Source organism: Plantibacter sp. CFBP 8798 (genome assembly GCF_014841195.1).
Classification (GTDB): Bacteria; Actinomycetota; Actinomycetes; order Actinomycetales; family Microbacteriaceae; genus Plantibacter; species Plantibacter auratus.
Map to the genome: position 1 here is coordinate 950883 of NZ_JACYTS010000001.1, position 22499 is coordinate 973381.

The following is a 22499-nucleotide window of genomic DNA, read 5'->3' on the forward strand; positions in this document are numbered from 1 at the left end:
CGTCCGGCTCTCGCGCGGATCTCCTGCTGTGGTGCTGGTGGGCTGGACCCTACTTCGCGACCTTGGCGGCGGCCTCGGCGAGCTTCGGGACGAGCTGCTCGAGGACGACGGGGATGCTCAGCACGGACGCCGCGCTGTAGGCCTGCGTGAGCTCGTCGGCGGGGTCGAGGACGATCGCGCGACCGTCCTGCACCACGGGGAGGCTCGCGAGGAGCGGGTCGGCGGTGGTGTCGGCTGCGCTGAACCCGATCGGGAGGAGGACGGCGACGTCGGCGTCGAACGCGGACACCTGCTCGGCGGAGACCGCCGCGTAGAAACCGGAGGCCTCGAGGTCGAGGACGGCCGGGTTCTGTTGGAAGCCGAGGTCGGCGAGGATGTCGAAGCGACCGTCGCCCTCGAGGTAGGCGCCGTAGGCGTCGCCGAACTTCGTCGCGGCGACGGTGGTGAGCCCGGCGAACTCCTGGTGGAGGTCGGCGGCCTCGTTGATCGACTGCTTCGTGGCGGAGACGAGTGCGTCGCCCTCCTGGGTCTTGCCGAGCGCGGCGGCGACCTGCTCGAGCTGGACGTCCCACGGGGTCGCGAACGCGGCGGTCCCCTTGGGTGCGAAGACGGTCGGGGCGATCTCCGAGAGCCGCTCGTACTGCTTCTCGTCGCCGGCGGACCGGGTGTTGAGGATGAGGTCGGGTTCGAGCGCCTGGATCTGCTCGTAGTTGACCGTGTCGCCGCTGTCCTCGATGATCTCGGGGGTGACGTCACCGAACAGGTCGGTGGCCCATGGGCCGACGGCCTTGTTGTCGGCGCCGAATGACTGCCAGTCGTAGACACCGACGGGCACGACGCCGAGGGAGAGCGCCATCTCCGCGTCGGACCAGCCGAGGGCGACGACGGTGAGGTCGCCGGCGGGCTCCGGGACGGTCACCTCGCCGAACATCGTGTCGACGGTGCCGAGCGTGCCGGTGGAGGCGTCGTCGGTGGAGGACCCGGCGGTGCAGCCGGCGAGGGCGAGGCCGGCGACCGCGAGGGCGGCGACGGCGGTGAGGGTGCGGGGCATGCGGCGCATGATCTGCTTTCCGTTGAAGACGTGGGGTATGAGGTAAGCCTAAGCTTCCCAAGTCACGTCCCGGTAACGCTTGTGCTTCGGCCAGCGCGGTGCGCTGACGTGAGCGCGGGTCACTGACGCGAGCGCACCCCTCCGGAGACCCGCGCTCACGTCCCCTGAGGTGCGCTCGCGTCAGCGCATCGCGCTGGCACACGGACTACTTGCGCGGCATATGTCCGTGTAGGCATATTTGCTCTGTGGATAACCCTAGGCGGGAGTCGGGGCGCGCTTAGCGTCGAGGGATGCCAAAGACCTCGCTGCCTCGAATTGTTTCCACGCTGGCCTTCGTGTCAGGACTCCTGGGCCTGGTGGCCTGCACCGGCCCGGCGCCAGCCCTGCCACCGACGAGCACGCCTCCGGTCTTCGAGAACGAGGAGGCGGCTCTTGCGGCGGTGACAGAGATCTATCAGCAGTTCCTCGACATCTCGAACACGATCCTTCATGAGGGAGGCGTCAATCCGGAGCGCATCGATGTGATCGCGTCCGCCGACGTTGCGGCGATCGAATACGAGGCCTACTCCCGAATGCGCGATGGTGGCTACAGCACCCGAGGAGATATAACTCTGTCCGGTGTCCAGGTCCGCGAGTTCTACAACTCGCCCGACTCAGTCGGAGTCGTCGCTCGAGCGTTTGCATGCGAGATCATCGGATCCGTCGAGATTTTGGATGCGAACGGTCAACCCCAACCGCAACCTGACCGCCTGCCCGCCATCGGATTCGAGATATCCCTCGGCGTTGACCCGGCAAGCTCCGGCCGCTTCCTCATCACGTCGAAGGATGCGGAAGAAGGTGCTTCATCATGCGCGTGAAGACGGCAATTGCAACGCTCGCCGTGGCTCTCATCGTGGGAGTGACGACCACAATGGCCGCTCCTGGACCTGCGAGGGCCGCGAGTTGCGGGTCCGCGGATGCGATCTGGGGATGCATCGGTAACGGTTCGGTCGACATCGGTGGCAGCGTCGAACGCCCGGGCACTGGCGTTGGTTCCGGCGGCGGAACGGGCGGAGGCGACGACGAAGGAGGCGGCTCGGCGGAGCTGCCGCCCGGTGTGACCGACGGGCCCAACGGTGAGCGGACGGTCTGCAGTCTCATGCGGCCGGACGAGTGTTACACCTTCACCCCCGGCGACCTCGGCACCGACCTCGAAGCAGCACCGGCGGCCCCCGTCACGATCCGCGACGTCGCCAGCTTCGCCCCCGCCGCCCCCACCGTCACGACCGAACCCACCGCCTGGGGTGTCCGCGGGCTCCACACCAACGTCATCGCAGCTGCTTCCGGACACACCCGCACCGGCACCCTCTTGGGCCAGGTCGCAGAGGTGAACTTCATCCCCGTCGGATTCACCTTCGACTACAGCGACGGCGACACGACCACCACCCGGACCGGCGGATCCTCGTGGGCGTCGCTCGGACTCGCGGAGTTCTCCAAGACCCCGACCAGCCACCGCTACACGACGGTCGGGACGAAGACCATCACCGTCGAAGTCGAGTACGCCGCCGAATACCGCATCGGCGACAGCGGGTGGCTTCCCGTCGTCGGAACCCTCTCGATCCCGACCGAAGAACCCCACACGGTCCAGATCGTGCGCAACTCGACCGTCGGCGTCGACAAACCCTGCCGCCCCGGCAAACCAGCCATCGGCTGCTGACGCCGGCCAGAAACACGGGTCAGTGCGCGCCCATCAGCGGGATGACGAGCGGCGTGTGCGACTCGGGATCGTCGATGATCCGGCAGCGGAGCCCGAAGACCTCCTCGACGAGTTCGGCCGTCACGATGTCCGCCGGCGCACCCTGCGCGACCACGTGACCGTCGCGCATCGCGATCAGGTGCGTCGCGTATCGCGCAGCCTGGTTGAGGTCGTGCAGGACCGCGACGAGGGTGCGGCCACCCTCCTGGTTGAGCCGGGTGAAGAGGTCGAGCAGCTCCACCTGATGCGTGATGTCGAGGAAGGTCGTCGGCTCGTCGAGCAGCAGCAACGGCGTCTCCTGAGCGAGGGCCATCGCCACCCACACCCGTTGGCGCTGGCCGCCGGACAGTTCGTCGACGAGGCGACCGGACAGCTCCGTGACGTTCGTCGCCTCCATCGCCGCGAGCACCGCCGCCTCATCGGCCGCCGACCAGCGTCGGAGGAGCGACTGGTGCGGGTACCGGCCACGCGACACGAGGTCGATCACGGAGATGCCGTCCGGAGCGATCGAGGTCTGCGGCAGCAGCCCGATGCGCTTCGCGACCTCCTTCGACGGGTACCGCGTGATCTCCTGACCGTCGAGCACGACCTGTCCCTGCGTCGGCTTCAGCAGCCGGGCGAGGGCACGCAGGAGCGTCGACTTGCCGCAGGCGTTCGGGCCGACGATGACCGTGAACGAGTCGTCGGGGATCGCGATGTCCAGCTCGTGGATGATCGTCCGCTGGTCGTAGCCGACGCGGAGGCCGGTTCCGGCGAGTCTCGTGGTGGGGGTGTCGGTCTTCATGTCAGCGCTTTCCCGCCTGCGTGATGAGCAGGGCGATGAGGTAGATGCCGCCGAGGGTCACGGTCACCGCACCGACCGGCAGGGCGGCCGGGGCGATGACCCGCTGAGCCACGACGTCGCTCACGAGGAGCAACGCCGCACCCATGGCGGCCGAGGGGACGAGGGTGATGCCGGCGGACTTCGTCAGCCGCCGGGCGAGTTGGGGTGCGGCGAGGGCGACGAAGACGATCGGGCCGGCGACCGCGGTGACGGTCGCGGTGAGGGCGACCCCGATCACGAGCAGCAGCAGCCGTGTGCGTTCGACCGGGATGCCGAGGGCGCTCGCGATGTCGTCGCCGAACTCCAGCATGCCGAGTCGGCGGGACATGAGCGCGAGGATGGGGACGAGGACCGCGACCGCGATCGTCACGGGCACGACGTCCTGCCACCCGAGGTCGGCGAGCGAACCCATGCCCCAGCTGGCAGCGGCGATGGCGGCGTTGAGGTCCGCCCGCAGCTGCAGGTAGTCGTTGAACGCGTTGAGGACGGCGCTGATCGCGATGCCGATCACGATGAGCCGGAACCCCTGGACGCCCCGGGACCACGCGAGGAGGTAGACGACGAGGGCCGTCGCGAGCCCGCCGATCAACGCCCCGGAGACCATCGCCGCATAGTTCCCGCCGACGACGAGGGTGACGATGAGCGCGCCGGTGAACGCGCCGGAGTTGAACCCGATGATGTCGGGGCTGCCGAGTGGGTTCCGGGTGATCGATTGGAAGATCGCGCCGGAGAGCCCGAGAGCGATCCCGCCGACGACGGCGATCACGACCCGCGGCAGGCGCCACTCCAACACGATGCGGACGACGCTCTCCGAACCCGTGCCGGTGAACGCGGCGAGCAGTTTGTCGAGCGGGATGCGGTACTCGCCCTGGGTGAGCGCGAAGGCGCCGACCCCCACGATGACGGCGACCAGAGCGCCGACGACGATCAGCTCACGCCGGTGGACCACCCAGCTGACCCGACCGATCCGCACGGTGCGCCGGCCCGGCTCGGCGACCGCGGTCACAGCCCCTGCGCCTTCGAACGGCGGATGAGCACGATGAGGAGCGGGGCACCCACGAACGCCGTGACGATCCCGACCGGCATCTCGCCGGGGACGGCGACCCGCCCGACGAGGTCGGACAGCAGGAAGATGATCGGCGCGAACACCATCGTGAACGGCAGTACCCAGCGCTGGTCCGGTCCGACGACGGCCCGGGCGAGGTAGGGCGACATCAGTCCGAGGAAGGCGATCGGTCCGGCCGCCGCGGTGGCCGAGCCGCACAACAGGGTGATCGCGACGACCGACAGCACCCGCGTCCGGAGCACCTTCGTGCCGAGTGAGGTCGCGAGGTCGTCTCCGAGGGCGACGGCGTTGAGTGATCGGGAGACGACGAGGGCGAGGACGACCCCGACGACGAGGAACGGCAGCACCCCGAGGAACACGTCCATCTGGCGGTTCTGCAGCGAGCCGGCCTGCCAGAAGCGGATCTTGTCGAAGATGTCGGGGTTGCGGATCGTGATGGCGAAGGTCACCCCCTGGAGCGCTGCGGAGAGCGCGACACCGGCGAGGACGAGACGCACCGGGGTCGCCCCGGCGCGGCCCCGGGAGCCGATCACGTACACGATGACGGAGGCCAGGCCCGCGCCGGCGAAGGACCACCACACGTAGGAGCTCAGGTCGGCGGTGCCGGCGATGGCGACGGCGAGCACGACCGCGATGTACGCCCCGGCGTTGACGCCGAGGATGCCGGGGTCGGCGAGCGGGTTCCGCGTGACGGCCTGCATCATCGCTCCGGCGAGGCCGAGCGCCGCACCGACGCCGATGGCCAGGAGCATGCGCGGCACCCGGAACCCGGTGACGAGGATCGCATTGGTGTCGTCGCCGCCCTGTGACAGTGCCCGCCAGACCTCGGCGGCACTGATCGTCCCCGAGCCGATGAAGAGGCTGCCCGCGGCGATGGCGGCGAGCACGACGAGCGCGGCGACGAGTAGGAGCCAGCGCGACGCGGTCGATCGGGCGATGCCGGTCGACGCCTCTCGTGCGCGGGCGGCCGCGGTCGGGAGCCGCAGGCTGTCGAGGTCGGCGCTCACCGGCTCATCGGTTGTCTTCGGCCTTGCCGTGTCGCCAGTAGCCCATGAACGCGACCGACTTGCGGTCGACGCCGCACCCGGAGACGAGGTGTCGGCGGAGCGTCTTGATCGCCGACGCCTCTCCGGCGAGCCACGCGTAGAGCGGTGCGCTCTCGAGGACGGGGCCTCCGGTCGCGTTGACCGGCGCTTCCCAGAGCAGCTCGGTGTCGACGTCGATGTCCTCGAGTGCCGGCTGCGTGGCGATCGTGGCGGTGTCGACGCTCGGCGCGAGGCGGCTCGCGATGCGCTCGACCTCGGGGATGAGCAGGGTGCCCACGGGCTGGTCGCCGCGGGGGAGGACGACGACCTCGACCCCGTCGGGCTTCGTGGACAGCGCGGCGATGTCGTCCTCGTGCGGCAGCTCGACGACCGCGATCCCGCGCGCGGTGCTCGGCAGGCGCTCGAGGATCCCGGCGATCCCGGGCAGGGCCGTCTCGTCGCCGGCGAGGAGCACCTGGTCGACGGTGGCCGGCGCGTGCCAGTCGATGCCGCCGGCCGGGACGGCCGACCGGGCGTTGGGGACGTTGACGACGAGCTCGTCGCCGACCTTCGCGTCCATCGCCCAGGTGGACGCGGGGCCGACGCGGCCGTGCAGCGCGATGTCGACGTCGAACTCGGCGAGCTCGGGCCGGACCTCGCGGATCGTGTACGTGCGCATCGGGTGACGCTTGTCGTTCGGCAGCAGTCGCCACGCCTGGTACCAGTCGTCGTGCATCGGCAGCTCGTCGAAACCGGTGTCGGGCAGCGGGAAGAGCAGCTTGATGCGCTGGTCGTGACGGTTGTCCGCGATGTGCTGGACCTCGGGGCCGGTGAACGTGAATCGCCGATAGCTCGGGCTCACCTGCTCGATGCGCCGGACGACGGCTGCGAGGAGGATGAAGATCGAGTCGGGGGTCTGTTCACTGAGGCGAGGCATCGATAGGTAAGCCTACCCTTCGATGCGCTGGAGATCACCTGCCGATCGCATCTTGTCGGCAGAGAGTGGCGGTGGTAAACTTGAGTCACATCCACTCAAGTTTTGAACAGGAGACCGTACCCATGCCAGCAGGCCAGACGCCTCAGCAAGACGATCAGCGCAGCGCGCTCGAGCAGTACGGCGTCAACCTGACCGAGATCGCCGCCTCCGGCAAGCTCGATCCGGTCATCGGCCGCGACGCCGAGATCCGCCGCGTGAGCCAGGTGCTCACGCGACGCACCAAGAACAACCCCGTCCTCATCGGCGAGCCCGGCGTCGGCAAGACCGCCGTCGTCGAAGGCCTCGCCCAGCGCATCGTCGCGGGCGACGTCGCCGAGAGCCTCAAGGGCAAGCAGCTCATCTCCCTCGACCTCTCCGCGCTCGTGGCGGGTGCCATGTACCGCGGGCAGTTCGAGGAGCGCCTCAAGGCGGTGCTCAAGGAGATCGACGAGTCCGACGGACAGATCATCACCTTCATCGACGAGCTCCACGTCCTCATGGGCGCCGGTGGCGGCGAAGGGTCCGTAGCCGCGGCCAACATGCTGAAGCCCATGCTCGCCCGCGGTGAGCTCCGGCTCATCGGCGCGACCACGCTCGACGAGTACCGCGAGTTCATCGAGAAGGACGCCGCCATGGAGCGTCGCTTCCAGCAGGTGTTCGTGGGTGAGCCGAGCGTCGAGGACACGGTCGCCATCCTCCGTGGCCTCAAGGAGCGGTACGAGGCGCACCACAAGGTGGCCATCGCCGACAACGCGCTCGTCGCCGCAGCAGCCCTGTCCAACCGCTACATCACGTCGCGGCAGCTGCCCGACAAGGCGATCGACCTCATCGACGAGGCTGCCAGCCGACTGCGCATGGAGATCGACTCGGCACCCGTCGAGATCGACGAACTGCGACGCAGCGTCGACCGCCTGAAGCTCGAGGAGCTCGCCCTGAAGAAGGAGAAGGACGACGCCTCCAAGGAGCGCCTCGCCCGCCTCCGGGAGGACCTCGCGACCCGCCAGGCCGCGCTCGGCGAGCTGCAGGCGCGCTGGGAGCGCGAGCGTGCGAGCCTCAACCGGGTCGGCGACCTCAAGAAGCAGCTCGACGCCGCCCGGAGCAAGGCCGAACGCGCCCAGCGCGAGGGCAAGCTCGAACAGGCGTCCAAGCTCCTCTACGCCGACATCCCGCAGCTCGAACGCGAACTCGCGCTCGCGGAGTCGGCCGAGCAGGACACCGACGGCGAGCCCCGGATGGTCAACGACCAGGTGACCGCCGAGGACATCGCCGCTGTCATCGCCGCGTGGACCGGCATCCCCGTCGGTCGCCTGTTGCAGGGCGAGACGGAGAAACTGCTGCACCTCGAGCAGGAGCTGTCCCGCCGACTCATCGGGCAGCACCGTGCGGTCGCCGCCGTGTCCGACGCCGTCCGGCGCACCCGGGCCGGCATCTCCGACCCCGACCGCCCGACCGGTTCGTTCATGTTCCTCGGCCCCACCGGCGTCGGCAAGACCGAGCTGGCCAAGGCGCTCGCCGAGTTCCTCTTCGACGACGAGAAGGCCATGGTCCGCATCGACATGTCCGAGTACGGCGAGAAGCACTCGGTCTCCCGGCTCGTCGGTGCACCTCCGGGGTACGTCGGCTACGAGCAGGGCGGGCAGCTCACCGAGGCCGTTCGTCGACGCCCGTACTCCGTCGTGCTGCTCGACGAGGTCGAGAAGGCGCACCCCGAGGTGTTCGACATCCTCCTGCAGGTGCTCGACGACGGTCGGCTGACCGATGGACAGGGGCGCACCGTCGACTTCCGGAACGTCATCCTCGTGCTGACCTCCAACCTCGGCTCGCAGTACCTGATGGATGCCTCGCTCTCCCTCGAGCAGAAGGAGGAGGCAGTGCAGCAGCTCGTGCGCCAGGCGTTCAAGCCGGAGTTCATCAACCGTCTCGACGACATCGTCGTGTTCCAGCCGCTCAGCGAGGCGGAGCTCGGCCAGATCGTCGAGCTGTACATCGACCGCCTGCAGCGCCGACTGGGTGAGCGTCGGCTCCACCTCGCCGTCACGCCCGACGCCCGTGCGTGGCTCGCGGAGCGCGGATACGACCCGATGTACGGCGCGCGTCCGCTGCGTCGACTCATGCAGCGGGAGATCGACGACCGCCTCGCGCGGGCGATCCTCGACGGCTCGATCCGCGACGGCGACACCGTGCACGTGGGCCTGGCGCTCGACGGCGACGGCCTGACGGTGGAGCGCGCGGCGGTCCCGGCCTAGCCGGCTGCTTGCGGCCAGCGCGGTGCGCTGACCCGAGCGCGACCCACCGATGTGAGCGCGCCCCTCCGGAGGGGCGCGCTCACGCGTATGCCCCGCTCTCGCGCGACAGCACCGCGCTGGCCGTGACCCCCGAGTGGGGGAGGAAACCCCTGGTGCGCGACGGATGCCGCGCACTAGCGTGATCCTCGCGGTGGGCCCGATCGGCGCGCCCTGAGAGGACCCGATGTCACACGCAGCCCCGAGCACGACGCCTGAGACCAGCGACACCGCCGTGCCCCTCTGGCGTCACGCGCACGCCCCCGCCTGGTTCTTCTTCGGCGGCCTGGCCCTCTGGCTGTTCCTGCTGCTGGTGCCGCACGTCCTCCTCGGCAACCCGGCGGTGATCCCCGCGTGGATCCTGCTCGGCTCGGGGCTGGCCGCGTCCACCCTGCTGCTCATCATGGCCCGACGTCTCCAGTCGGGCGACGGCGTCACGACGGCGACGCTCCTCTGGGCGGTCCTGGTCGGAGGCTTCATCGCCATCACGCTCGGCAGCACCTTCGACTCCCTCATCGGCGTCGCCGCGACCGATGCCGGTGAGAACCCGCACGACATCGGGCTGTTCTTCGCCGGGGTCGCCGAGGAGCTGGCGAAGATCATCGCCGTCGTGATCGTGGCGTGGCGGCTGCCGGTGAAGACCGCCCGGGGCGGGCTCTTCGTCGGCGGCGCCGTCGGGATCGGCTTCGCCGTCCTCGAGAACCTCTGGTACATCGGGCAAGGGTGGGCGGACGGGGTCGAAGCCTCCCAGAAGCTCACCGCCGGTTCGCCACCACTCGAGACGATCCTCTCGCACCCGGCGTTCCAAGCGGCCGGGGCCGCGTTCGCCCGGACGATCTTCGACCCGGTCGGACACCCGCTGTGGACGGCACTGTTCGCCGCGGCGCTGTTCGCGGCCACACGCAACGGCCGGTTCCGGATCACCGTGGGCGTGCTCCTGACCTACCTGCTCGTCGCGGTCATGCACGGCCTCTGGGACGGCAACGCCGTGCTCTGGGGGCTGCTGTTCCCGAGCATGCCGGTGCTCAAGATGCTCGCCGTGCCGGCCCTGATCGTGCTCGTCGTCGCATTCGCGCTCATCTGGCGGGCACGGGTCCGTCGCATCAACCGCGAGGCCGGCGTCGTGTCGCTCCACGTCCCGCGTCGCGAGCGGAAGCAGGCCTGACCAACGGACGCGCGAGGCCTGCTGTGATCCGGGCGTGCCGGGGAGTAGCGTGAAGCGCACCCGATCCGCGACGCCGAGGAGACACCCATGCTGGGACGCAAGACCTTCGAACAGCGAGAGGTCGACCAGGCGAAGACGATGATCGCCGCGCTCGTCGCCGGACGCGAGACGCTGGCCGAGGCCGGAGCGGACCCCGCAGCACTGGCCGTGGTCGACCCCGAGTTCTTCACCGGCCTCACCCTGGTGCTCGACCGGCCGTTCGTCCACCGGGTGCGCTCGGTGCTCGGCAAAGGTCCCGGGGCCCTCAACGAGCTCGAACTCATCGTCGCGTCGATCCTCGACCACGACCGGGTGTTCACGGTGGGGACCGTCCTGCAGTACGCCGAGGGGACGTCGTTCACCGGCCTCGTCCCGGGCGAGACGATCCTGCTGAGCGCCGAGCAGTTCGAGCGCCTCGCCGTCGGCGTCTTCGCCGAGTTGGAGGAGTTGTTCGTCGAAGCGGTGTGAGGTGCGGCGTCGGCCGCGAGTCTGCGTCACGCGCTCCGCGGACGGTGCCACGATCAGCTCGTGAGCTCATCGACGTCCGGAACGATCATGGTGCGGCACGGCGCGAAGCTCCGGTTGACCGTCTCCGCCCTCGTCGGTGTCGCCGTGGGCGTGATCGTCGGCCTGAACTGGTTCTGGGCGGGTGCGATCCTCGCCGGTTGGGGGACCACGTGCGTGGTCTTCGTCGGTTCCCTCTGGATCCGCATCTGGCGGATGGGCCCGGAGCGGACGCGCGAACACGCGACCTCGGAGGAGCCCGGGCGGACGACCAGCGAGGTGCTCATCGTGCTCGCGAGTGTCGGGAGCCTCGTGGCCCTGAGTGTCGTCATCCTGCAGGCGAGGGCGTCCTCCGGGGTCGAGCAGGGCGTGCTCGCCGGGTTCGCGGTCGTGAGCGTGGCGCTCTCCTGGGCGCTCATCCACACGATCTACACCCTGCGGTACGCGCGCATGTACTTCGCGGCGCCGGAGGGCGGTATCGACTTCAACCAGGAGGAGGCGCCGCAGTACAGTGACTTCGCCTACCTCTCGTTCGACCTCGGCATGACCTACCAGGTATCCGACACGACGCTGCGGTCCAGCGAGCTGCGCCGCACCGTCCTCAAGCACACCCTGCTGTCGTACCTCTTCGGCTCCGTGATCCTGGCGACCGTCATCAACCTCGTCGCGGGGCTGTAGCGGCGCGACGGACACGCCCTTCGACAGGCGGTTCCTGAGCCTGTCGAAGGGCAGGGACCGGGGACGGTGCTCAGGGACCGGTTACGACGACAATGAGCCCCGCGAACGACGACTGCGCAGCCCGGCGAACCGGACTGCGCAGCGTGGTGGTGCAGGAACCGAGCGGACTACTCCTGGACGATCACGAGGTCGGCGAGGGGACGACGCTCACGCGGAGCGGTCTCGCGGTCGCGGAGCATGCCCTCGGGCAGGAGCTCGGGTTCGCCGAGCTCGCCGAGCGCGGTGACGGTGAACGGCACGAGGCCGTCCGGCAGCGAGAACGCCTCGCGGATGCCGTCGGCGGAGAAGCCGGCCATCTGATGCGCGAAGAGACCGTCGCTGTGGGCCTGGATGCTCAGGTGGGCCATCGCCTGGCCGAGGTCGTAGATGGCCCAGGGGCGCTCGTTGCCCTCGTCGTCGAGCGTCTCGGCGACGGCGACGATGAGCGCGCCGGCCTGAGCGGCCCAACCACGGTTGAAGGCCACCAGCTGCTCAGCGATCGTGTCGAACGTGGCGGTCCCCTTGGTGCCGACGATGAACCGCCAGGGCTGCACGTTGTTGGCGCTCGGCGACCAACGCGCGGCTTCCAGGGCCGAAGCCATCTTCGCTACGGCGACGGGCTCGCTCACGAAGGCGCGGGGGCTCCAACGGTCGGCGAGGACGTCGAGGATGGGGGCGTCGGTCTGGGCGGTACGGGTGACGATGGACATGCGGTCTCCAAGCGAAACAAGGGAAGTGGACAGAGGTTGCGTCGCCGTTGACGATGGATGCAACTGCATCGATCGGGGCGCTATTCCCGGGCTTGAAGGGTCCGTGCAGCAGTGACGATCTCGGCGATCCGGTGCGGGGCCGCTTCGTCCTGCAGCGACGTCGTGTCGCCGAGGGGCCGCTGGTCGACGATGTCGCCGAGCAGACGCCGCATGATCTTCCCCGAGCGGGTCTTCGGGAGGTCTGGGACCACGAAGACGTCGCGGGGCTTCGCGATCGGGCCGATCTCGTTCGCCACGTGGGAGCGCAGTGCCTCGCGGAGTGCCGCGGAGCGCTCCAACCAGTACGCCTCGCCGTCGGCCTCCGGACCGTGGGATCGCGAGGACGGGATGACGAACGCGGCGATCGCGCTCCCCGTGATCGGGTCGTGCACGCCGACCACGCCGGCTTCGCCCACGTGGGGATGCGACACGAGGGCCGACTCGATCTCGATGGTCGACAGGCGGTGGCCCGAGACGTTGATGACGTCGTCGACGCGCCCGAGGACCCAGATGTCGCCGTCCTCGTCCCACTTGGCGCCGTCGCCGGAGAAGAAGTAGCCCTGCTTCCAGTACTTCGCCCAGTACGAGTTGCGGTAGCGCTCCGGGTTGCCCCAGACCGTGCGCGCGAGCGACGGCCCGAAGCGGCTGACGACCAGATACCCGCCGGATCCGTACGGCACCGTCTCGCCGTCCTCGTCGACGACTAGCGCCTCCAGGCCGGGGAGTGCGCGACTGCCGGAACCCGGCTTGATCGTGGTCGCACCGGGGAGCGGTGCGATGACGGCCGACCCCGTCTCCGACTGCCACCAGGTGTCGACGACCGGGGTCTCGCCGCGCCCGATGCGCTCGCGGAACCACATCCAGGCCTCGGGGTTGATCGCCTCGCCGACGGTACCGAGGAGCCGGAGGGTCGAGAGGTCGTACTCGGCGGGCGGCCCCTCGGGGAACCACGTCATGAGGGTCCGGATGAGCGTGGGCGCCGTGTAGTACGTCGTCACGCCGTAACGCTCGATGATTTCGAAGTGCCGTGCCTGGTGCGGGGTGTTCGGCGTGCCCTCGTAGATCACCTGGGTGAGCCCGTTCGAGAGTGGACCGTAGATCTCATAGGTGTGTGCCGTGACCCAGGCGAGGTCGGCGGTGCACCAGTGGACGTCGTCGTCCTTGGCGTCGAAGATCGCCCAATGGGTCCAGGACGCCTGCGTGAGATAGCCGCCTGACGTGTGGACGAGTCCCTTGGGCTTCCCGGTGGTGCCGCTCGTGTAGATGATGAAGAGCGGGTTCTCCGCATCGAACGCCTCGGGCTCGTGGGTGTCGGCGGCGACACCCACGGTGTCGTGCCACCAGACGTCGCGGCCGGGGGTCCAGGGCACGTTCGGCGTCTCGTCGCCCGTGCGTGCGACGACGAGCACGTGCTCGACGGACGGCACGCCGTCGACCGCGGCGTCGGCGTTCTGCTTGACCGGCACGGCCGTACCCCGGCGGTACTGGCCGTCGGTGGTGATGAGCAGCTTGGCCTCGGTGTCCTCCACGCGGAATCGCAGCGCCTCGGCCGAGAACCCACCGAACACGAGGGAGTGGATGGCGCCGATGCGGGCGACGGCGAGGGTGGCGATGACCGTCTCGGGGATGACCGGCAGGTAGATGACGACGCGGTCTCCCTGGCCGATGCCGAGTGCCGTCAGGGCGTTGGCCGCCTTCGCGACCTCGCGCTGCAACTCGGCGTAGGTGATGGAGCGGCGGTCGCCCGGCTCTCCCTCGAAGTGGAGGGCCACTTTGTCGCCTCGTCCGGCGTCGACGTGCCGGTCGACGCAGTTGACCGCCACGTTGAGCGTTCCCCCGGCGAACCAGGTGGCGGCGGGGACGGTGAGTTCGGGCTCGGGGTCCGACGGGTCGGACCCCTCGACCGGCCGGGCCGGGTCCCAGGTGTGAGCCGTCTCCCACGGGGTGACCCAGTCGAGGCGTCGGGCCTGCTCCTCCCAGAACGCCACGGGGTCGGCGGCCGCGCGAGCCCATTCCTCCGGGCCGACGTTCGCCGTCTGGGCGAGGTCGGCCGGTGGGGCGTAGCTGCGGGTCTCGGCGAGGAGGTTCGCGATGGTGGCGGCGGGCGCTGCGGACGTCGATCCATCAGTGGGAGGCATGCTGCAACGCTACGCGGGAGGCCGGGGCCGGTGCCATCCGCGGGTCATGCGGCGTCATGGTCCGGAGGTTCCGAGGGGCTGTGGAGGAGCGTCGGGAGTAGCCTCGAAGGGCCGTCGCGATGCGCGGCGGACGTCGATCAGGAGCGCGCACGGCGCGTCTCGAGAAGGGAACGACATGGCGACCGTCATCCAGTACCAGGAGCTCGGCCCGGCCGACGTCCTCGAGCTCGTCGAGGTGCCGACGCCTCAGGCGGGCCACGGCGAACTCGTCGTCGAGGTGCGCGCCGCGGGCGTGAACCCGATCGACTGGAAGCTCCGCAGCGGTGTCCGCGGCGGCGAGCTGCACGGCACCCGACGCGTCGGGAGCGACGGCGCCGGCGTCGTCGTCGAGGTCGGCGACGGGGTCGAGGGCTGGTCGATCGGCGACGAGGTCGTCGTCGTCAACGCCTCCGGGACGTACGCGACCCATGTCGTCGTCACGCCCGACCAGATCATCCGCAAACCGGCGGCCATCTCCTTCGAGGAGGCGGCGGCGATCGGCATCCCCGTGAGCACGGCCTACCAGGCGCTCCGGTCGCTCGGCGTGACCGAGGGGACGACCCTCCTGATCCACGGCGGATCGGGCTCGGTGGGGCACGCGGCAGTGCAGTTCGCCGTGGCGTGGGGAGCGACCGTCGTCGCCACCGCGAGCGAGGGGAACCATGCGCGCCTGCGGGAGCTCGGGGCGATCCCCGTCACCTACGGTCCCGGGCTCGTCGAGCGCGTGCGCGAGGCCGCCCCGCAGGGCGTCGACCGGGTGCTCGACGCCGTCGGCACCGACGAGGCGCTCGAGACCTCGTTCGAGCTGGTGGAGGACCGGCAGCACATCGGCACGATCGTCGTCGGTGCGAAGGCGGCCGACCTCGGGATCCAGGCGTGGTCCGGCGGGAACCCGCTCCCGCTCACGGCGCAGGAGCAGGCCTGGCGGGCGGAGGCGATCCCGGCGGTCGCGTCCCTCGTCGAACAGGGTCGCTTCAGCTTCGAGCTCGGCACCGTCCGGCCTCTCGCCGAGGCCGCCGATGCGCACCGCGAGAGCGAGTCGGGTCGCCCGAGCGGGAAGCTCATCCTCGTCCCCTGAGCGCCCTTCGACAGGCTCAGGGCCCCGGGGGGGGGGGGGGGGGGGCTCGGGCGGGAGTGCCCTTCGACAGGCTCAGGGACCGGGGCGCTACTCCGGGCCCTCGCCGAAGCTGTCGCCGACGGGAGCGCGGTCCGCCAGGTCGTCCTGGTCGTCGAGGTCCTCGACGGCGTCCTCGGTGTCCGAGTCGTCGTCCAGACCCGCATCGCCGACGACGTCGTCACCACCGACGCCGTCACCGGCGTTGCTCAGGCCGCCGTCACCGGGGGCCGCGTCGTCGGCCGAGCGGTCGACCGCACCGCCGTCGGGCACGACACCGCCGACCGAGCTGTCGGTATGGTCCTCACCGGGCACGTGTGCCTGGGCACCCGGGCCGCCGTGGGCGAGGGCGTCGCGTTGGGCGTCTGCTGCTGCTTGATCCATGGGATTGCTCATGACGGCAGCGTAGGCCGGACGCCGAGACGTCGCGGGGGCTTGGCTCAGGGACGCCGGACGCCTATCCTCCGTGCTCCCCGCCGGACCCGACGCGGTGTCGACAGCGTGGTGCCCTTCGACAGGCTCAGGGACCGGGGCAGGCTCAGGGACCGGGGAGGGTCAGCGGCCGGTGTGCTCCACGATGATCGCCTTGATGCGGTCGACGTCGGCCGGCACGATCTCGAAGCGCTGCTCGAGCCCCTCGATGCCCTCGAACGCCTCGGGTCGCTCCGGTTCCTCGCCGAGCGCCTCGCGGACGATCTCGGCGAACTTCGCCGGCAGCGCGGTCTCGAGGACGAGCATCGGGACGCCCTCGCGCAGGTGGCGGCGGGCGACCGTGACGCCGTCGGCGGTGTGCGGGTCGATCGTGACGCCGTAGCGCTCGTGCACGTCGCGGATGGTGGCGACGCGGTCGGCGTGCGTGCTGCGACCGGAGACGAAGCCGAACTCGCTGATCCGCTCGAACTCGGGCGTCCCGGAGAGGTCGAACCCGCCCTCCTCGTCGAGGGACCGGAACAGCTCACCGAGGCGGGTCGCGTCCTGACCGACGAGGTCGTAGAGGAAGCGCTCGAAGTTCGACGCCTTCGAGATGTCCATGCTCGGGCTGGAGGTGTGGTGCGTCTCGGCCGCCGAGCGCGGGCGGTACACGCCCGTGCGGAAGAACTCGTCGAGGACGTCGTTCTCGTTCGTCGCGACGACGAGCTGGTCGATCGGGAGCCCCATGGAGCGGGCGATGTGCCCGGCGCAGACGTTGCCGAAGTTGCCGGACGGCACCGAGAACGACACCTTCTGGCCCGGACCGTCGGTCGCGAGCAGCCAGCCGTGCACGTAGTACACGACCTGCGCGACGACGCGGGCCCAGTTGATCGAGTTGACCGTACCGACGGCGTGGAGTGCCTTGAACGGAGCGTCCTTCGAGACGGCCTTCACGATGTCCTGGCAGTCGTCGAAGTTCCCCTCGACGGCGAGGTTCACGATGTTGTCGTCCTGGAGGCTGAACATCTGCGCGCGCTGGAAGCTACTCATGCGGCCGTGCGGGCTCAGCATGATGACCCGGATGCCGGTCTTGCCGCGCATGGCGTGCTCGGCCGCGCTCCCGGTGTCGCCGGACGTCGCGCCGAGGATGTTGAGCTCGTCGCCGCTCTTCGCGAGCGTGTACTCGAACAGGTTGCCGAGCAGCTGCATCGCCATGTCCTTGAAGGCGAGCGTCGGGCCGTTCGAGAGGCCGAGGAGCTGCAGCTCGGTGCCGCCCTCCTCGCCGAGGGTGCGCAGCGGGGTGATGAGCGAGGCGTCGTCGCCGGCGCGGCCGTTCGAGTACACCTCGGCGGTGTAGGTGCGACGGGTGATGTCCTGGAGGTCGGCGGCGGGGATGTCGTCGGCGAACTTCGACAGCACGGCGAACGCGAGGTCGGCATAGGACAGCTCGCGCCACGACTCGAGCTCCTCAGCGGTCAGCTGCGGGTACTCGGCCGGGAGGTACAGGCCGCCGTCCGGGGCGAGCCCGCCGAGGAGGATGTCCGAGAAGTGCTGGGGCAGATCGTGGCCCCGCGTCGACTGATAGTGCATGACCGTCTCTCTCATCCGGTTGGAAGCCCGATCTCCAACCTTGCCATATCGGGGGTCGACGCGCAGAGGCCTGCCGTCATCGTGACCGGCCGCTACGCGCGGGCGAGTTCCTCGCGGATCGCGGCGACGAACGCGTCGATGTCGTCCTCCGTGGTGTCGAACGAGCACATCCAGCGGACCTCGTCCTTCGCGGCGTCCCAGTCGTAGAAGCGGAAGCGTTCGCGCAAGCGGTCGGGGACGCCCGCTGGCAGGGTCGCGAATACCGCGTTGGCCTGGGTCGGCTGGCTGAAGCCGAGTCCCGGTGCCTCGCCGGCGGCGATGAGGGCCTCGAGGGAGGTGCGGAGGCGCGCGGCCATCGCATTGGCGTGGGTAGCGGAGCGGAGCCAGAGCCCGTCGCCACCGTCGGCCGCCGGCTCGAGCAGGGCGATGAGCTGCGCCGCACCGAAGCGCATCTTCGACGCCAGCTGCATGTTGAGCTTCCGCAGGTAGACGAGGCCCTCCGATGCCGACGGTTCGAGCACGACGATGGCCTCGCCGAACATGAGTCCGTTCTTCGTCCCACCGAAGGACAGCACGTCGACGCCGGCATCGGCGGTGAACGCGCGTAGTGGGACGCCGAGGGCTGCTGCGGCGTTGGCGATGCGGGCGCCGTCGAGGTGCAGCTTCATGCCGTGACCGTGCGCGTGGTCGGCGATCGCGCGGATCTCCTCGGGCGTGTACAGGGTGCCGAGCTCGGTGGTCTGCGTGATCGAGACGACGAGCGGCTGTGCACGGTGCTCGTCGCCCCAGCCCCACGCTTCGCGGTCGATGAGGTCGGGCGTGAGCTTGCCGTCGGGGGCGTCGACCGTCAGGAGCTTGATGCCACCGACCCGCTCCGGCGCGCCGCCCTCGTCGGAGTTGATGTGCGCGGTCGACGCCGAGATGACGGCACCCCAGCGCGGGAGCATGGACTGCAGACCGACGACGTTCGCGCCGGTGCCGTTGAAGACGGGGAACACGGCGACGTCGCGGCCGAAGTGATCGGCGAAGACCTCGTGCAGCCGGCGGGTGTAGTCGTCCTCGCCGTACGCGATCTGGTGGCCGCCGTTGGCCGCCGCGAGTGCATCGAGGATCTCGGGGTGGACGCCGGAGTAGTTGTCGGAGGCGAAGCCACGGATGCTGGTGTCATGCAGAGAGTCGGTCACTGATCCATCCTCGCGCATGCCACACGCAGCTTCCGTGCATCGCGGGCCGACTTCCTGCGTGCTTGGGTCGCCGTCGGGCATGTTCACAATTCAGGAGCGCCCGGGAGTGGCGCCCCCGCACCTTGCATGTCGGCGGGGACGCGCCGAGGCGCTCCTGAATTGTGAACCGAGAAACGGGGTCAGTCGGCGGCGTGACGCGGGCCGTCGGAGGAGGGGACGACCTCCTCGGGCACGGCGTCGATCGCGGCGTCGACGTCGGCGTGCGCACCGGGCTCCGGCTCCGCGTCCGGGGTCTCCTGCGCGAGCGCGTGCTCGTAGGCGAGCGCGTGAACGGCGATCGAGGAGGCGACGGCGGCCTGCTGCTCGTCCTCGGCGGAGGGCTGAGCCGGCTGCTCGGCCGCCAGCGCGGCGGCCTGCTCGGGCGTCAGCCGGGCGTCCTGGTCCTCTTCGTCCTCGTCCACGAGGTCGAGCACGATGGGCTCGTCGCCGTAGATGTCGCCCGCCGGATCGCCCGCGAGCGGGGCCGGCGCGGGGAGGCGCTGCTCGGCGTCGAGGAACTGCTTGGCCTCGAAGGCGCCCGGGTTGAAGACCTCGTCGATCCCGCCGAGCCCGCTCATGCCTTGAGCGCTTCCGAGAGTTTGACCCGGCCACCCATTTTCAGCAGCGAGTTCTCGTAGATCCGCGAGCCGACGAGGATGACGAGCGCCGCGGTGATCGCGAGGATCAGCAGGGACAGGATCGGCTCCCACCACTGCGCCGAGCCGACGAAGAGGCGGACGGGCATGCCCACGGCTGCCGAGAACGGCACGTAGGACATGATCGTCATCACCACCGGGTTGTCGTTGAAGAAGATGACGGCGAAGTACGGGATCATGATCAGCATCGTAATCGGGGTCGTCGTCGAACCGATGTCCTCTTGACGCGAGACCAGCGATCCGGCAGCGGCGAACAGCGCGGCCAGCAGGATGAAGCCGAGCACGAAGAAGACCACGAACCAGACGACCGGGGTCCCGAGTCCGGCGAGCAGCTCCGTCTGGCCCGTCACGGTCAGCCCGATCACCGACAGCGCCGCGATCGCCAGGATCTGCCCGAACGCCAGGATGCTGTTGCCGAGCACCTTGCCTGCGAGGAGCGCCTTCACGGGGATGGCGGACATGAGGATCTCGACGACGCGGGTCTGCTTCTCCTCGACGACGCTCTGCGCGATCGACGCCCCGAAGGTGGTGGCGGAGACGAAGAACACGAGACCGAACCCGAGCGACACGATGTACAGCAGGAAGCCCGCGGAGCCGTCGGCGTCGGGATCGAGGATGGTGACCTGCGGCTGGGCGCTCAGCTGCATGATGAGCGTGCTGGAGGCCTCGGAGTCGAAGATGACCTGGACACCCGTGGGGTTGTCGTCGGTGGCCGGTGCGATCGCCGCCTCCACATCGCCCGACTTCACCAGGGCTTCAGCGGCGGCGACGTCGCTCGCCTCGGTCACGTCGAAGGTCTTGCCGTCGACGAGTCCCGCACCCGCGTTCCCGACGACCGCGATCTTCGTGGTCTCCGAGGCGGTGTTCTTCGCGAGGAACCCGCCGACGACGATGCCGGCGAGGATCACGAGGAGCAGGATGCCCGTCGAGATGAGGAACGTCTTGCTGCGCAGACGCATCTTGACCTCGCGCTCGGCGACGAGACCGATGCTCTGCACGAGGCTGGGGGAGGCCGGGCCGGAGCGACGACGACCGGCGGGCTGGATCGGGGACTCGGTTGCCGTGGTCACTGGATGACCTCCTTGAAGATCTGGGCGAGGGTGGGGCGGAGGGGGGCGAAGCTCGTGACGTCACCGTGGCTCAGTGCCTCACGGAGCACGGCCTGCGCCGCCTGGGCGTCGTCGGCGTCGAAGAGGGCGTAGCCACCGTCGAAGTCGACGACGGAGATCCCCGCACGCTCGCGCAGCCAGCCGGTGTCGGCCGCGGTGAGCAGCTCGTAGCGGTTGCCGGCGTGGGCTTCGCGGAGGGACTCGCGCGAGCCGGAGGCGCGGATCCTGCCACCGGCGATGATCACGAGGTCGTCGCAGAGGCGTTCCACGATGTCGAGCTGGTGACTGGAGAACAGGACGGGCGAGCCGCCTGCGGCGAACTCGCTGAGCACGCCGACGACCACGTCGACGGCCATCGGGTCGAGGCCCGAGAACGGCTCGTCGAGGACGAGGACGTCGGGGTCGTGCACGAGCGCCGCGGCGATCTGCGCCCGCTGCTGGTTGCCGAGCGACAGGCTCTCGAGGGCGTCGTTCCGGCGCTCGCCGAGGCCGAGACGCTCGAGCAGCTCGCCGGCGTTGCGCTTGGCGGCGTGGGTCGTGAACCCGTGGAGGCGGGCCAGGTAGACGAGCTGTTCCTCGACCCGCATCTTCGGGTAGAGGCCGCGCTCCTCCGGCATGTAGCCGAACCGGCGGCGGTCCTCCGGGGTGAGCGGGGTGCCGTCGAGGGTGACGGTTCCGGCGTTCGCGGCGAGGACACCGAGCAGGATGCGCATCGTCGTCGTCTTGCCGGCACCGTTCCCGCCGACGAACCCCGTCATGCGACCGGGGGCGACCTGGAAGCTGACGTCGTCGAGCACCTTCCGCTCGCCGTACGACTTGTCGATGTGGCTGAGTTCGAGCATCGGCCGCCTCCTGTGATCTGCGTGCTGGACCGAGTGTCCTGCGTCGGGTTCTCCCGGTATGGCGATCACGCTACGCGGCGTGGTGTGCCACCGGCATCCGCCGTAGGACGGGTTGACGCGACGACGCCCGGTCCCCTTCTCCGTCGAGTGGGGGATACCGGGCGTCGTGGACCAGCCGAGCGCTGGATCAGGCGGGGCGGGACTCCGGGGAGACCGTCTTCGAGGGGTCGGTCTCGGCGACGGAGCCGATGGCCTCGTCGATGCGGGCGATGACCGCGTCGTCGAGCTTCACACCGGCCGCGGCGGCGTTCGCGGTGACCTGCTCAGGACGCGAGGCACCGACGATCGCACCGGCGATGTTGTCGTTGTGCAGCACCCAGGCGAGCGCCAGCTGCGCCATGGTGAGGTCGAGCTCGTCGGCGATGGGCTTCAGCTGCTGGACGGCCGTCAGCACCTCGTCGTCGAGGAAGCGCTTGATGGTGTCGGCGCCGCCCTTCTCGTCGGTGGCCCGGCTGCCCTGCGGGAGCTCTGCGCCCGGCAGGTACTTGCCGCTGAGGACGCCCTGCGCCACCGGCGACCAGACGATCTGTGAGATGCCGAGTTCGCGCGAGGTCGGGACGACCTCCTCCTCGATGACCCGCCACAGCATCGAATACTGCGGCTGGTTCGAGATGAGCTGGAAGCCCAGCTCCTTGGACAGGGCGTGGCCGGCGCGCAGCTGCTCGGCGTTCCACTCGCTCACGCCGATGTAGAGCGCCTTGCCCGCCCGGACGACGTCGGCGAAGGCCTGCATCGTCTCCTCGAGGGGCGTCTCGCTGTCGTAGCGGTGGGCCTGGTACAGGTCGACGTAGTCGGTACCGAGACGCGTGAGTGAACCGTCGATCGACTCCATGATGTGCTTGCGCGACAGCCCGACGTCGTTGTGCCCCTTCGGGCCGGTGGGCCAGTAGACCTTCGTGAAGATCTCCAGGCTCGCGCGTCGTTCGTCCTTGAGGGCGTCGCCGAGCACCTGCTCAGCCGCCGTGTTCGCGTAGGCGTCGGCGGTGTCGAAGGTGGTGATGCCCGCGTCAAGGGCGGCGCGAACGCTCGCCGTGGCGACGTCGTTCTCCACCTGCGAGGCGTGGGTCAGCCAGTTGCCGAAGATGATCTCTGAGATCTTGAGTCCGCTGTTGCCGAGGTATCGAAATTCCATGGTCGTCACGCTACTCCTCGCATCCGACCGACCGACGGGGTTGCGCGGAGACG

At 69.7% G+C, this 22499-nt stretch carries 21 protein-coding genes; 7 read left to right on the forward strand and 14 right to left on the reverse strand.

Translation table 11 applies throughout. The features are described 5' to 3' along the window. Nucleotides 1-49 precede the first annotated feature (49 nt). Nucleotides 50-1051: an ABC transporter substrate-binding protein gene (locus IFU30_RS04555; RefSeq protein ID WP_197977379.1), complete on the reverse strand. Its 1002-nt coding sequence runs from the start codon at nucleotides 1049-1051 to the stop codon at nucleotides 50-52. A gap of 290 nt (nucleotides 1052-1341) precedes the next feature. On the opposite strand from IFU30_RS04555, the gene IFU30_RS04560 reads away from it, so the two are divergent. Both IFU30_RS04560 and IFU30_RS04565 read left to right on the forward strand, forming a co-directional pair. Beyond that, nucleotides 1342-1908 (forward strand): hypothetical protein, encoded by a 567-nt coding sequence (locus IFU30_RS04560; RefSeq protein WP_192004459.1) that lies wholly within the window; start codon nucleotides 1342-1344, stop codon nucleotides 1906-1908. Beyond that, complete coding sequence (locus IFU30_RS04565; protein WP_192004460.1) at nucleotides 1899-2747, forward strand: hypothetical protein; 849 nt, start codon at nucleotides 1899-1901, stop codon at nucleotides 2745-2747. The genes IFU30_RS04560 and IFU30_RS04565 overlap by 10 nt, the downstream gene beginning before the upstream one ends. A gap of 19 nt (nucleotides 2748-2766) precedes the next feature. Here IFU30_RS04565 and IFU30_RS04570 read toward each other — a convergent pair whose 3' ends face one another. From IFU30_RS04570 to IFU30_RS04585, 4 genes are read right to left on the reverse strand one after another with little or no spacing between them, the layout of a single operon-like run. Next, complete coding sequence (locus IFU30_RS04570; RefSeq protein WP_192004461.1) at nucleotides 2767-3570, reverse strand: ABC transporter ATP-binding protein; 804 nt, start codon at nucleotides 3568-3570, stop codon at nucleotides 2767-2769. Between the two features lies 1 nt (nucleotide 3571). After that, nucleotides 3572-4615, reverse strand: a complete 1044-nt coding sequence (locus IFU30_RS04575) for an iron chelate uptake ABC transporter family permease subunit (RefSeq protein ID WP_192004462.1) — start codon at nucleotides 4613-4615, stop codon at nucleotides 3572-3574. Beyond that, entirely contained in the window at nucleotides 4612-5682 is a 1071-nt protein-coding gene (locus IFU30_RS04580) for an iron chelate uptake ABC transporter family permease subunit (RefSeq protein ID WP_342450800.1), read from the reverse strand. The genes IFU30_RS04575 and IFU30_RS04580 overlap by 4 nt, the downstream gene beginning before the upstream one ends. A 4-nt stretch (nucleotides 5683-5686) precedes the next feature. Beyond that, nucleotides 5687-6637 (reverse strand): siderophore-interacting protein, encoded by a 951-nt coding sequence (locus tag IFU30_RS04585; RefSeq protein ID WP_192004463.1) that lies wholly within the window; start codon nucleotides 6635-6637, stop codon nucleotides 5687-5689. Between the two features lie 122 nt (nucleotides 6638-6759). Here IFU30_RS04585 and IFU30_RS04590 point away from each other — a divergent pair, with 122 nt between their 5' ends. The 4 genes from IFU30_RS04590 to IFU30_RS04605 all read left to right on the forward strand — a co-directional run bounded on the left by IFU30_RS04590 (nucleotide 6760) and on the right by IFU30_RS04605 (nucleotide 11344). Continuing rightward, a complete protein-coding gene (locus IFU30_RS04590) occupies nucleotides 6760-8922 on the forward strand; it encodes an ATP-dependent Clp protease ATP-binding subunit (RefSeq protein ID WP_192004464.1) in 2163 nt (720 codons plus the stop codon). 223 nt (nucleotides 8923-9145) lie between these two features. Then, nucleotides 9146-10123 carry a PrsW family glutamic-type intramembrane protease gene (locus tag IFU30_RS04595; RefSeq protein WP_192004465.1) on the forward strand — a complete coding sequence of 326 codons (978 nt, stop codon included), beginning with the start codon at nucleotides 9146-9148 and terminating at the stop codon, nucleotides 10121-10123. A gap of 87 nt (nucleotides 10124-10210) precedes the next feature. Continuing rightward, nucleotides 10211-10630, forward strand: a complete 420-nt coding sequence (locus IFU30_RS04600) for a hypothetical protein (protein ID WP_159877549.1) — start codon at nucleotides 10211-10213, stop codon at nucleotides 10628-10630. Between the two features lie 60 nt (nucleotides 10631-10690). Beyond that, a complete protein-coding gene (locus IFU30_RS04605; protein ID WP_229940487.1) occupies nucleotides 10691-11344 on the forward strand; it encodes a DUF1345 domain-containing protein in 654 nt (217 codons plus the stop codon). A gap of 167 nt (nucleotides 11345-11511) precedes the next feature. Here IFU30_RS04605 and IFU30_RS04610 read toward each other — a convergent pair whose 3' ends face one another. After that, nucleotides 11512-12093 (reverse strand): nitroreductase family protein, encoded by a 582-nt coding sequence (locus tag IFU30_RS04610; RefSeq protein WP_192004466.1) that lies wholly within the window; start codon nucleotides 12091-12093, stop codon nucleotides 11512-11514. Between the two features lie 80 nt (nucleotides 12094-12173). After that, nucleotides 12174-14270, reverse strand: coding sequence for an acetate--CoA ligase (gene acs, locus IFU30_RS04615; protein WP_192004467.1), 2097 nt, complete (start codon nucleotides 14268-14270; stop codon nucleotides 12174-12176). 175 nt (nucleotides 14271-14445) lie between these two features. Between acs and IFU30_RS04620 the strand changes: the two genes are divergently transcribed. Then, the gene (locus tag IFU30_RS04620) at nucleotides 14446-15387 is read left to right on the forward strand and encodes an NADP-dependent oxidoreductase (RefSeq protein WP_192004468.1); all 942 of its coding nucleotides are present in this window, start codon (nucleotides 14446-14448) and stop codon (nucleotides 15385-15387) included. Nucleotides 15388-15474: 87 nt separating this feature from the next. On the opposite strand, the gene IFU30_RS04625 is transcribed toward IFU30_RS04620, so the two are convergent. From IFU30_RS04625 to IFU30_RS04655, 7 genes are all read right to left on the reverse strand, one after another. Next, the gene (locus IFU30_RS04625) at nucleotides 15475-15819 is read right to left on the reverse strand and encodes a hypothetical protein (protein WP_192004469.1); all 345 of its coding nucleotides are present in this window, start codon (nucleotides 15817-15819) and stop codon (nucleotides 15475-15477) included. Nucleotides 15820-15978: 159 nt separating this feature from the next. Further along, entirely contained in the window at nucleotides 15979-17424 is a 1446-nt protein-coding gene (thrC, locus tag IFU30_RS04630; RefSeq protein ID WP_079704979.1) for a threonine synthase, read from the reverse strand. A 92-nt stretch (nucleotides 17425-17516) separates the two neighbouring features. After that, entirely contained in the window at nucleotides 17517-18626 is a 1110-nt protein-coding gene (locus IFU30_RS04635) for a threonine aldolase family protein (RefSeq protein WP_192004470.1), read from the reverse strand. A 161-nt stretch (nucleotides 18627-18787) separates the two neighbouring features. After that, nucleotides 18788-19225: a hypothetical protein gene (locus IFU30_RS04640; RefSeq protein ID WP_079704981.1), complete on the reverse strand. Its 438-nt coding sequence runs from the start codon at nucleotides 19223-19225 to the stop codon at nucleotides 18788-18790. Further along, complete coding sequence (locus tag IFU30_RS04645) at nucleotides 19222-20373, reverse strand: ABC transporter permease (RefSeq protein WP_342450801.1); 1152 nt, start codon at nucleotides 20371-20373, stop codon at nucleotides 19222-19224. The genes IFU30_RS04640 and IFU30_RS04645 overlap by 4 nt, the downstream gene beginning before the upstream one ends. Further along, the gene (locus IFU30_RS04650; RefSeq protein WP_192004471.1) at nucleotides 20370-21254 is read right to left on the reverse strand and encodes an ABC transporter ATP-binding protein; all 885 of its coding nucleotides are present in this window, start codon (nucleotides 21252-21254) and stop codon (nucleotides 20370-20372) included. Before IFU30_RS04650 ends, IFU30_RS04645 begins: the two co-directional genes overlap by 4 nt. A gap of 187 nt (nucleotides 21255-21441) precedes the next feature. After that, nucleotides 21442-22446 (reverse strand): aldo/keto reductase family protein, encoded by a 1005-nt coding sequence (locus IFU30_RS04655; RefSeq protein ID WP_064295523.1) that lies wholly within the window; start codon nucleotides 22444-22446, stop codon nucleotides 21442-21444. Between the last annotated feature and the right edge of the window lie 53 nt (nucleotides 22447-22499).

Bases quoted from the DNA above. Each gene is read 5' to 3' on its own strand.
- IFU30_RS04555 (WP_197977379.1), bottom strand. From the start codon at position 1,051: ATGCCCCGCACCCTCACCGCCGTCGCCGCCCTCGCGGTCGCCGGCCTC.
- IFU30_RS04560 (WP_192004459.1), top strand. From the start codon at position 1,342: ATGCCAAAGACCTCGCTGCCTCGAATTGTTTCCACGCTGGCCTTCGTG.
- IFU30_RS04565 (WP_192004460.1), top strand. From the start codon at position 1,899: ATGCGCGTGAAGACGGCAATTGCAACGCTCGCCGTGGCTCTCATCGTG.
- IFU30_RS04570 (WP_192004461.1), bottom strand. From the start codon at position 3,570: ATGAAGACCGACACCCCCACCACGAGACTCGCCGGAACCGGCCTCCGC.
- IFU30_RS04585 (WP_192004463.1), bottom strand. From the start codon at position 6,637: ATGCCTCGCCTCAGTGAACAGACCCCCGACTCGATCTTCATCCTCCTC.
- IFU30_RS04590 (WP_192004464.1), top strand. From the start codon at position 6,760: ATGCCAGCAGGCCAGACGCCTCAGCAAGACGATCAGCGCAGCGCGCTC.
- IFU30_RS04595 (WP_192004465.1), top strand. From the start codon at position 9,146: ATGTCACACGCAGCCCCGAGCACGACGCCTGAGACCAGCGACACCGCC.
- IFU30_RS04600 (WP_159877549.1), top strand. From the start codon at position 10,211: ATGCTGGGACGCAAGACCTTCGAACAGCGAGAGGTCGACCAGGCGAAG.
- IFU30_RS04610 (WP_192004466.1), bottom strand. From the start codon at position 12,093: ATGTCCATCGTCACCCGTACCGCCCAGACCGACGCCCCCATCCTCGAC.
- acs (WP_192004467.1), bottom strand. From the start codon at position 14,270: ATGCCTCCCACTGATGGATCGACGTCCGCAGCGCCCGCCGCCACCATC.
- IFU30_RS04620 (WP_192004468.1), top strand. From the start codon at position 14,446: ATGGCGACCGTCATCCAGTACCAGGAGCTCGGCCCGGCCGACGTCCTC.
- IFU30_RS04625 (WP_192004469.1), bottom strand. From the start codon at position 15,819: ATGAGCAATCCCATGGATCAAGCAGCAGCAGACGCCCAACGCGACGCC.
- thrC (WP_079704979.1), bottom strand. From the start codon at position 17,424: ATGCACTATCAGTCGACGCGGGGCCACGATCTGCCCCAGCACTTCTCG.
- IFU30_RS04635 (WP_192004470.1), bottom strand. From the start codon at position 18,626: ATGCGCGAGGATGGATCAGTGACCGACTCTCTGCATGACACCAGCATC.
- IFU30_RS04640 (WP_079704981.1), bottom strand. From the start codon at position 19,225: ATGAGCGGGCTCGGCGGGATCGACGAGGTCTTCAACCCGGGCGCCTTC.
- IFU30_RS04650 (WP_192004471.1), bottom strand. From the start codon at position 21,254: ATGCTCGAACTCAGCCACATCGACAAGTCGTACGGCGAGCGGAAGGTG.
- IFU30_RS04655 (WP_064295523.1), bottom strand. From the start codon at position 22,446: ATGGAATTTCGATACCTCGGCAACAGCGGACTCAAGATCTCAGAGATC.